Origin of the sequence: Streptomyces fuscigenes (assembly GCF_021556455.1) — a bacterium.
Lineage (GTDB): Bacteria > Actinomycetota > Actinomycetes > Streptomycetales > Streptomycetaceae > Streptomyces > Streptomyces fuscigenes.
The window spans coordinates 1-8,554 of record NZ_JAKGCV010000244.1 but is presented as its reverse complement, the minus strand read 5'-3'; the positions used below and the strand labels follow the sequence as shown (position 1 = coordinate 8,554).

The 8,554-nt window shown below is 73.5% G+C and carries 7 protein-coding genes; all 7 read right to left on the bottom strand.

The features are described from left to right. Window positions 1-64: 64 nt before the first annotated feature. Entirely contained in the window at window positions 65-1,771 is a 1,707-nt protein-coding gene (locus tag L1885_RS18740) for a flavin monoamine oxidase family protein (RefSeq protein ID WP_235798303.1), read from the bottom strand. Between the two features lie 195 nt (window positions 1,772-1,966). Beyond that, window positions 1,967-2,767, bottom strand: a complete 801-nt coding sequence (locus tag L1885_RS18735) for a carbon-nitrogen hydrolase family protein (protein ID WP_235798302.1) — start codon at window positions 2,765-2,767, stop codon at window positions 1,967-1,969. A gap of 201 nt (window positions 2,768-2,968) precedes the next feature. After that, the gene (locus L1885_RS18730) at window positions 2,969-3,442 is read right to left on the bottom strand and encodes an Lrp/AsnC family transcriptional regulator (RefSeq protein WP_235798301.1); all 474 of its coding nucleotides are present in this window, start codon (window positions 3,440-3,442) and stop codon (window positions 2,969-2,971) included. A 117-nt stretch (window positions 3,443-3,559) separates the two neighbouring features. Further along, window positions 3,560-4,330, bottom strand: coding sequence for an RNA polymerase sigma factor SigF (locus L1885_RS18725; RefSeq protein ID WP_235798304.1), 771 nt, complete (start codon window positions 4,328-4,330; stop codon window positions 3,560-3,562). A gap of 403 nt (window positions 4,331-4,733) precedes the next feature. Continuing rightward, on the bottom strand, window positions 4,734-6,176 hold the full coding sequence (locus L1885_RS18720; protein WP_235798300.1) for a GuaB1 family IMP dehydrogenase-related protein: 1,443 nt from the start codon (window positions 6,174-6,176) through the stop codon (window positions 4,734-4,736). Between the two features lie 233 nt (window positions 6,177-6,409). Then, window positions 6,410-7,477, bottom strand: coding sequence for a sugar-binding transcriptional regulator (locus L1885_RS18715; RefSeq protein ID WP_235798299.1), 1,068 nt, complete (start codon window positions 7,475-7,477; stop codon window positions 6,410-6,412). Between the two features lie 220 nt (window positions 7,478-7,697). After that, entirely contained in the window at window positions 7,698-8,381 is a 684-nt protein-coding gene (gene rpe, locus L1885_RS18710) for a ribulose-phosphate 3-epimerase (protein WP_235798298.1), read from the bottom strand. Window positions 8,382-8,554: the final 173 nt, after the last annotated feature.

Here is an 8,554-nt window from a genome sequence, read left to right as displayed (position 1 = left end):
GGCGACCCGGGCGGGCGTGCGCGCCCGCCCCGCCGGGGGCCGCGCCCGGCCCGCGCCCGCGGCCTCAGTCCTCGGGCAGTTCCACCGGGGCCAGCTCCTCGAAGCGGTCCCCGGGCCCGGGGTTCGACGGGTCCGTCCCGCCCCCGAAGTGGTGCAGGACGCCCCACACCGCGTTCAGGGCGGTCTGCACCGCGCCCTCCGCCCAGCCGGCGGTCCAGGAGACGTCGTCGCCCGCGAGGAAGATCCCGCGCCGGTCCGCCGGCAGCGCGTCCTGCATGAAGTGCGTGAACAGCCGCCGCTGGTAGCGGTAGTGGCCGGGCAGGTTGGCCTTGAAAGCCCCCATGAAGTACGGCTCGTTCTCCCAGGACACGGTCACGGGGCTGCCGATGACGTGCCGCCGGATGTCGACTCCGGGGTAGATCTCGGCGAGTGACGCGAGCATGACCTCCATCCGCTCGTCCGCGGACAGCGGCAGCCACTTCAGGCTGTCGTCGCACCACGTGTAGGAGAGGCAGATGACCGCGGGCGCGTCCGGGTCGTCGCCGAGCAGGTAGGTTCCCCGGGTCATCCGGTCGGTCAGGGTCATCGACATCGTGTCCCGCCCCGTGCGGGGGTCCTTGTCGAGCCAGAAGGGCCGGTCGACGGGCACGAACAGTTTGCTGGACTCCATGTAGTGGGTCCGCTCGATCGCCGTCCAGTGGTCGATCGGGAAGAGCGTGTCGTCGCACTTGATCTTGGACAGCAGCATCCACGACTGCGCGGTGAAGACCGCGGCCCGGTACGTGCGGATGGCCCCGGAGGCGTCGGTGACGGTGATCCCGCCGCCCGCGGTCCGGCGCAGCCCCGTCACCGCGGGCCGGTGGCCCCCGGCGTGGAGCGAGGCGAGCGAGGTGCCCTGCGCCCAGTACGTGATCTTCTCCGGTGCACGCTCCCAGAGCCGTTCGGGCAGCTGCTGGCTGCCGCCGACGATGCCCCGGTGGTCGTCGTCGGCCTCCGTGTAGACGACCCGCAGGATCTCCAGGATCGAGTTGGGGAAGTCGGTGTCCCAGCCGCCGGTGCCGAAGCCGACCTGGCCGAAGATCTCCCGGTGGCGGAAGGAGCGGAAGGCGGGCGAGTCGCACAGGAAGCCGTAGAAGGTCTGGTTGTCGAGGTCACGCACGAGCCGGGACCAGATCGCGCGGATCGCCGGGACGTCCCGCTCGCGCAGGGCGCGGGTCATCGCGGAGAAGTCGGCGCCGTCCTCCAGGCAGCTGTTCCACGCGTCCATCACGTCGCGGTAGACCTGGGGCAGGTCGGCGATGGTGCGGGCGTAGTGCGGCACACCCTTGAGGTCCACCACCGTCGAGGGGGTGGCGGGCGCCAGCGGGTTGGGGAACGGTTCGGTCTCCAGGCCCGCCAGGTCGATGTAGTGGCGCAGCGCCGTCGAGGACGGCGGGAAGCGCATGGCGCCCAGTTCGGCGGTGAGGGCCGGGTCGCAGCCGTCGAAGCCGACGGTGCGCAGCCGGCCGCCGATCCGGTCCGCCTCGTACAGCACGGGCCGCAGTCCCGCCTTCATGAGCTCGTACGCGGTGACGATGCCGCTGAGCCCGCCGCCGATGACGGCCACCTCGGTGCCGTGCTCGGTCGCGGGTATCTGGCCGAGGCCCGCGGGATGGGCCAGGTAGTCGTCGTAGGGGAAGGGGAAGTCGGGGCCCGACATGGTGACGGGCCGCTCCCCCGGCACGTGCTGGGGGTGGGACTGCTCTACTGCGGTGGGCACCGTGGACGTCATGGCGCGACGCTCCTGGGGGACGGGAAGCGGGTACGGGAGGTGCCGGCCGGGGCCGGGGCGGGCGTGCGGCCCGCGCAGCGCGGTGCGGCGGGGGCGGGCGCTGCGGAGTCGGGGCAGGACGGGGCGGACGGGCGCGGCAGGGTGGGGCCGTCCGGTCCGGGGCGGGGTGGCGCGGAGGGCGTGGAGCGGCCGGTTTCAGCCGGTCAGGTCCGTGTAGAGGCCGGGCCTGCGGTCACCCAGGTACGGGTTGGCGGCGCGGGAGGCGGCCAGCACCCGCGGGTCGACGTCGCCGAGGACGAGTTCCTCGCCGCGGCCCGCGCGCGCGGCCGCCGTCCCGTCGGGCCCGGCCAGGCAGCTCAGCCCGACGAAGTCGAACGGGCCCTCCGGGCCGGTCCGGTTGACGTACGCGACGTAGAGCTGGTTCTCGAAGGCCCGCACCGGTACGACGCTCTCCGCGACGAACTCGAAGGGCCGCATCTGCGCCGTCGGCACGAGGAGGAGGTCCGTGCCGGCGAGGGCGTGCGCGCGGACGTTCTCCGGGAACTCGACGTCGTAGCAGATCATGATGCCGAGCCGCACGCCGTCGAGGTCGGCCTGGACCACGGCGCGGTCCCCCGGCGTGAACCGCTCCCGCTCGAACTCGCCGTACAGATGGGTCTTGCGGTAGTTCGCGAGGCGGCCGCCCACGGCGTCGATCAGCTGGGCGCTGTTGTGGACGCGGCCGCCGTCGCGTTCGGGATACCCGTACAGGATCGCCAGCCCGTGGCGCCGGGCCGTCGCGGCGAGGGCCTCGGCGGCCGGGCCGTCCGCGGGTTCCGCCAGACGCGCCACGTCGTCGCCGATCGCGTAGCCGGTCAGGAACATCTCGGGGCAGACGAGCAGCCGCGCGCCCGACGCGGCCGCCTGCGCCGCCGCCTCCTCCAGGACGTCCAGGTTCGCGGCCACGGAACCGGGCCGTCCCGAACTCTGGAGCAGGGCGGTGCGCAACGGGGGCATGGCAAGGTCCTCGCAGGTCACGGATGGTGCGACGGTGGAGGGGAGGCGGTCTTGGCCCGCGGCGCTCCCCACCCAGACCGTACGGTCCGCGCCGCGGGCGCGACAAGCGGCGACCGTTGCGTCTTCGGGTGCGATGTGTTGCGCGCGAACGGCCTCACGCGGCGAATCGTTGCGTCGCGGGCTCCGGGCGCGAAAAGTTCCTCAGGAACGTGATCCGGGCCACTGCGGGGCCCCGGCCGCGCCCCGGCGCAGCAGCGGGGACAGGACGAGCACGGACTTGGTGCGCTCGACGTACGGTTCGCTCGCGATGCGTTCGAGGACCTCCTCGAAGTGCCTCATGTCCGCGGCGAAGACCTGGACGACCGCGTCGGCCTCGCCGGTCACGGTCGACGCGGACACCACCTCCGGGAAGCGTTCGAGCCCCCGGTGGATGTCCTCGGGCGAGGTGTTGCGCCCGCAGTAGATCTCGATGAACCCCTCGGTGCGCCAGCCGAGGGCCGCGGGGTCGACCCGCACGGTGAAGCCGGTGATGGCGCCCTCGGCCCGCAGCCGGTCGACGCGGCGCTTGACCGCGGGGGCCGAGAGTCCGACGAGGGAGCCGATGTCCGCGTAGCTGCGGCGGGCGTCCTCGGCGAGGGCGTGCAGGATGCGTTCGTCCAGGTCGTTCAGTCGCACCGGTGCAGTAGACCACGCGCACCGCGCCCGCCGCCCCGGCCGGTGGGTGGGCCGGGGCGGCGGGCGCGGCGGGTCGTGCACGGGCGCGGAGCGCGCCCGAGGCCGGGGCGCGGCGGCTCAGCAGTCGGTCAGCAGCCCCTTGCGCAGCCGGCCCGTCACGCGGGCCAGCAGCCGGGAGACGTGCATCTGCGACACGCCGAGCACCTCGCCGATCTCCGACTGCGTCATCTCGTCGCCGAAGCGCATGCGCAGCAGCTGCCGCTCCCGCTCGTCCAGCGACTCGATCAGCGGCTTGAGGGCCTGGATGTTCTCCGCGGTCTCCAGTCCCGGGTCCAGCTCGCCGAGGCGGTCCGCGAGGGGCGCGACGGTCTCCGCCGAGTCGTCGGCGGGCACGTCGATGGAGCCCGCCGTGTAGCCGTTGCTGGCGACGATCCCCTCTATGACCTCGTCCTCGTCCATCCGCAGGTGCGCGGCGAGTTCGGCGGTGGTCGGCGTGCGATCCAGCCGCTGCGACAGCTCGTCGGTCGCCTTGGCCAGGTCTATGCGCAGCTCCTGGAGGCGGCGCGGCACGTGCACGGCCCAGCTGGTGTCCCGGAAGAAGCGCTTGATCTCACCGAGGATGTACGGCACGGCGAACGTCGCGAACTCCACCTCGCGGCTGAGCTCGAACCGGTCGATCGCCTTGATCAACCCGATGGTGCCGACCTGGACGATGTCCTCCATCTGGTCGGACCTGTTGCGGAACCGGGTGGCGGCGTAGCGCACCAGCGCCAGGTTGAGCTCGATGAGCGTGTTGCGCGCGTACTGGTGCTCGGGCGTGCCCTCCTCCAGCTCCGCGAGGCGGGCGAAGAACAGCCGGGAGATCTCCCGTGCGTCCTTGGGCGCCATGCCGGCCGGCGACTGGACCCGGGGCAGACCGGACAAGGAGCCCGAAAGGGCCGGGGCCGGCCCGTAGTCGACCGGAAGTCCCGTCTTCTGCGCCCCGGCTTCTCCGGTTGCGTACTCCGTGCTCTCGAACGGGACCGCGCTGGCCGTCGACACGTTCGCCTCCCCTTGGATCCATGGTTCAGTGGGTGGCGTGTACCCCGTCGCGCCGGGGCCATGCGTACGAGTTGCCGAATTCGCGAAAAGCGCATATGCCGGTGCCTCCGGTCCCGTCGGCGGCGGCCCCGCGGCCGGTACGCGGCCCTGGCCGGCGCCGCGGCCGCGCCGGAGGCCGCCTGCCCGCAACGCCCGTGCCCGTGCGGCCGCCGGGCGGTCGCACGGGCACGGGGCGGAACGGTCCGGGGCCTCAGCTCCAGCTGGACGAGAGCGGCTTGCCCTCCGCGTAGCCGGCGGCGCTCTGGATGCCGACGATCGCGCGCTCGGCGAACTCCTCGAGCGAGGCCGCCCCGGCGTAGGTGCACGACGAGCGCACCCCGGCGATGATCGAGTCGATCAGGTCCTCGACGCCCGGGCGCGCCGGGTCGAGGAACATGCGCGAGGTGGAGATGCCCTCCTCGAAGAGCGCCTTGCGGGCCCGGTCGTACGCCGACTCCTCGCTGGTGCGGTTGCGCACCGCGCGGGCGGACGCCATGCCGAAGGACTCCTTGTAGAACCGCCCGTCGGCGGACTGCTGGAGGTCGCCCGGGGACTCGTACGTCCCGGCGAACCAGGAGCCGATCATCACGTTCGAGGCGCCGGCGGCGAGCGCCATCGCCACGTCGCGCGGGTGGCGGACGCCGCCGTCGGCCCAGACGTGCCGGCCGAACCTGGCGGCCTCGGCGGCGCACTCCAGCACGGCGGAGAACTGCGGCCTGCCGACGCCCGTCATCATGCGGGTGGTGCACATGGCGCCGGGGCCCACGCCGACCTTCACGATGTCCGCGCCGGCCTCGATCAGGTCGCGCACGCCCGCAGCGGCGACGACGTTGCCCGCGACGACCGGCACGCTCGGCGAGAGCGCGCGGACGGCCTTGACCGCCGAGATCATCGATTCCTGGTGGCCGTGGGCGGTGTCCACGACGAGGGTGTCGACGCCGGCCTCCAGCAGCTGCGCCGCCTTGCCCGCCACGTCGCCGTTGACGCCGACGGCGGCGGCGATCCGCAGCCGTCCGTTCGCGTCCGTGGCGGGGGTGTACAGCGTGGCGCGCAGGGCGCCCGTGCGGGTGAGGATGCCGACCAGGCGGCCCTGCTCGTCGACCGCGGGCGCCAGCTTGCGGTGGGCGCCGTCGAGGATGTTGAACGCCTCGCGCGGATCGGTGTCGGCCGAGATCACCAGCAGCTCGCGGGACATCACCTCGGACAGCTGCGTGAAGCGGTCGACGCCGGTGAGGTCGTGCTCGGTGACGATGCCGACGGGGCGCTGCTTGTCGTCCACCACGACGCCGGCGCCGTGGGCGCGCTTCGGCAGCAGCGAAAGGGCCTCGTCGACGGTCTGCGTCGGCGCCAGGGTGATCGGCGTGTCGAAGACCAGGTCACGGGCCTTCACCCAGGACGTCACGTCCGCGACGACGTCGAGCGGGATGTCCTGCGGGACGACGACGAGTCCGCCGCGCCGGGCGACCGTCTCCGCCATGCGGCGGCCCGCGATCGCGGTCATGTTGGCGACGACCAGCGGGATCGTGGTGCCGGTGCCGTCGGGCGAGGACAGGTCCACGGCCTGGCGGGAACCGACGGCCGAACGGCTCGGCACCATGAAGACGTCGTCGTAGGTCAGGTCGTACGACGGCTGAAGGTCATTGAGGAAACGCACGTACGGAACATCCCAGTCGCTCGGAGCTGGCCGCCGGCCGATGGGCCCGGCGGCAGACGCACGTACTTGATTGTCCCATGTCATGGCCGGATCCGGCCGGGCAGAAACATCCAGCGCGGACGCCGCTCATTCGGAGGAACCTCCAAACGGGCCCCGGCGCGCCGCCCGGGCGGGTGCCGAGGCCGCGCCGACCCGGCGGGGCGACCCGTGCGGGCGCGCGCACCGGCGCCGGGTCAGACGCCGTCGGGGTCCGCGCGCTCCAGGGCCGGGCGGGGCGCCGGGGTGAAGTCCTTCAGCAGGAAGTCCGCGGCGACGGTGTCGGTGACGAGGCTCGTGACGAGTCCGGACCTGAGCACCGCGCCGATCGCCTCCGCCTTGCGCATGCCGCCCGCGATCGCGACGACCTCGGGGATGCGGCGCAGCCGGTCCGCCTCCACGGTGATGCACCGCTCGCCCAGGTCGCGGCCGACCCTGCGGCCCTGCGCGTCGAAGAGGTGCGCGGACATCTCCGCCGCGACGCCCAGCGACGCGTAGTGCGAGCGCTCCTGGTCGGTGAGCATGTCGTGCACCGTGGAGATGCCGGCCTCCCACGAGCCGATGGACACCGCGGCGACGGTCACCTTGTCGAAGTAGTCGAAGGCACGCGCGATGCCCGGCTGGTTGCGCAGCGCCGCCGCGGTCGCCGTGTCGGGCAGGAGCATGGGGGCGTAGATGGGGTGTGCCTCGCCGCCCGAGACCTGCGCGGCGCGCCGGACGGCCTCCACGGAGCCCCGCTCGGCGGTGCCCGCGTCGTACACGCCGGTCAGCTGGACGACGGTGCACGGCGGCAGGCGGTCGAGCGCCGCGGCCATGTGGATCGTCGAGCGGCCCCAGGCGAGGCCCAGGACGTCCCCCTCGGCGACGAGTTCACCCAGCAGGTCTGCGGCGACCTCGCCCAGGTTCTCCGGGTCGGGGGACTCGTCGACGCCGTCGGCGGGCGACTCCACGACCACGGCGTGCCGCAGGCCGTAGCGGGCCCGCAGCGCGTCGGAGCGCTCCGCGTCCAGCTCGGCGGGCACGCGGATCTCGATGCGGACCAGGTCGCGCTCCAGAGCGGTCTCCAGGACCCGGGCCACCTTGAAGCGGCTGACGCCGAACTCCTCGGCGATCTGGATCTTGGACTTGCCCTCCAGGTAGAAGCGGCGCGCCATGGCAGCCGCCTGCACCAGTTCCGCGGGTCCCATGCGCAGGGCCGGCCGCCCCGCCGAAATTCCAGGCACCGCGTTCTCCTTCGCTCTGCGCGCCCTCTGGATCGCCGTCATCCTTTCAGATGCGACGGCCCTTGATCAGCCCCGAAGGGGCCCGTTCACTTAACCGTGGCTCACCGGTCGTGCGCCCGCACGCCCTGTGAGCGCCGTGCCCGTACGGGCCCTCGCGCCGGGGGTCCGGCGGGGTCCGGCGCACGGCCCGACGGCCGCTTCCGCCCGGACCCCCGTGCGCCGCTCGGCACGCGCCGGGCGCGGCCGGCACCGGCGGGTGTGCTCAGTGCCCGCAGGCCCAGGCCGCCTTCGCGGTCGCCTCGTCGGCCTGGTGGCGCAGCATCCGGACGGCCGCCGCGGGGTCGTCCGCGCCGTAGACGGCGGACCCGGCGACGAACACGTCGGCGCCCGCGTCCGCGCACCGCTCCACCGTGTCGGCGGAGACACCGCCGTCGACCTGGAGCCACAGTTCGAGGCCGTGCTTGGCGATCAGCTGCCGGGACCTGCGGATCTTCGGCAGCATGATGTCGAGGAACGACTGCCCGCCGAAGCCCGGCTCCACGGTCATGATCAGCAGCATGTCGAGTTCCGGCAGCAGGTCCTCGTACGGCTCGATCGGCGTCGCCGGCTTCAGCGCCATCGACGCGCGGGCGCCCTTGGCGCGGATCTCGCGCGCGAGCCGCACGGGTGCCGCGGCCGCCTCCGCGTGGAACGTCACGGACCCCGCCCCGGCCTCCACGTACTGCGGGGCCCAGCGGTCCGGCTGCTCGATCATCAGGTGGCAGTCGAGTGGCGTGCCGGTCGCCCTGCCGAGCGCCTCGACCACCGGGACGCCCAGGGTCAGGTTGGGCACGAAGTGGTTGTCCATCACGTCGACGTGGAGCCAGTCGGCGCCTTCGACGGCCTTCGCCTCCTCGGCGAGCCGCGAGAAGTCGGCGGACAGGATGCTGGGGTTGATCTGCGCCATGTGACAAGCCTCCCATGAACCGGACCCCGCACCGGCCACGGTCCACCCCTCGGTACGGACCAAGGCCGCGCGAAAGGGTCGTTGCCCGCACATCCCGGGCGCAGCCGCGTGGCCGGGACGCGCCCGCCCGCCGGGTGCGGGCGGGGCGCGCCGGACGCGGGGACGGCGGCGGC